General features: G+C 43.9%; 2 protein-coding genes. Both read left to right on the top strand.

Annotated elements, in window-relative coordinates; all coding sequences use genetic code 11:
- A partial coding sequence (locus tag A3757_RS23685; protein ID WP_156506534.1) for an AraC family transcriptional regulator occupies nt 1-620 on the top strand: 620 nt, incomplete at its 5' end.
- 123 nt (nt 621-743) lie between these two features.
- Nucleotides 744-911, top strand: a 168-nt coding sequence (locus A3757_RS25450) for an NAD(P)-binding protein (protein WP_156506533.1), incomplete at its 3' end; no start/stop codon positions are given.

Genomic DNA, 911 nt, shown 5'->3' with positions numbered 1-911 from the left:
AACCCCTTGCCGATTGGGGAGACATTGATGTTGTTCTTTATGAGACGATTGCTGCGCTGGTTTTCAACATTATCAAATTTGCTATTGGCTCAAAAGTAGAAGAATGCGTTCTGGAGCTGCCTTTCGAAGAGCCTGACTGGAGTGACTTATATGGATCGTGTTTGCCGAAGCGCATTCGTTATTCAGACGGAGTTTTGCGATATGGTATGCCATTGGAGTGGAAGGCGATCACCTGCGTTTCAGCAGATCCGGTTACTGCCGAAATGGCCGCTCAACAATGTAAGAATGAGCTTAATCGTTTACTGGAATCACGCACATTATCAGACAAAGTGAATGAACTAATTCTTTCGAGTGTTCAGTTTGAACTATCACTCGAGCAAACCGCCAAGACGCTTTATATGTCCAAGAGCACCTTAATCAGAAAACTGAAGCAAGAAGGTAAGACTTTCAAACTTCTAATGGAAGACGCCAAGAAAAAAAATGCTCAATACTTGCTGAAGAAAACAGATCAAAAGATAGATGTGATCGCTTTACAGCTTGGTTACGAAGATGTGTCGAATTTTGGGCGCAGTTTCAAACGCTGGTTTGGCTGCGCGCCATCACAGTATCGAGAAGGGTAAGGAAGTTTATCGTTATTGACACTTATTGACCTGTCCTTGGCAACTCCCGCCATTCTTAGGTGCTGAGCACTCAGTTAACATCACCCTCATGATAACCATATTGACTCTAGATTGGGTGACAAGATGTCAGAACTAATATACGACTACATCATTGTTGGCGCCGGTTCGGCGGGCAGTGTGCTTGCGAATCGCTTAAGCGAGAATGAAAAGAACTCGGTGCTGGTACTTGAAGCCGGACCTGAAGACAAAAGTCCAATGATTAAAATACCCGGAGCTTTTGCTTACTTTATG

It is taken from the genome of Oleiphilus sp. HI0117 (assembly GCF_001635235.1).
Note: the sequence above shows the minus strand (reverse complement) of the source record. Positions and strands in the feature narration are given on the sequence as shown.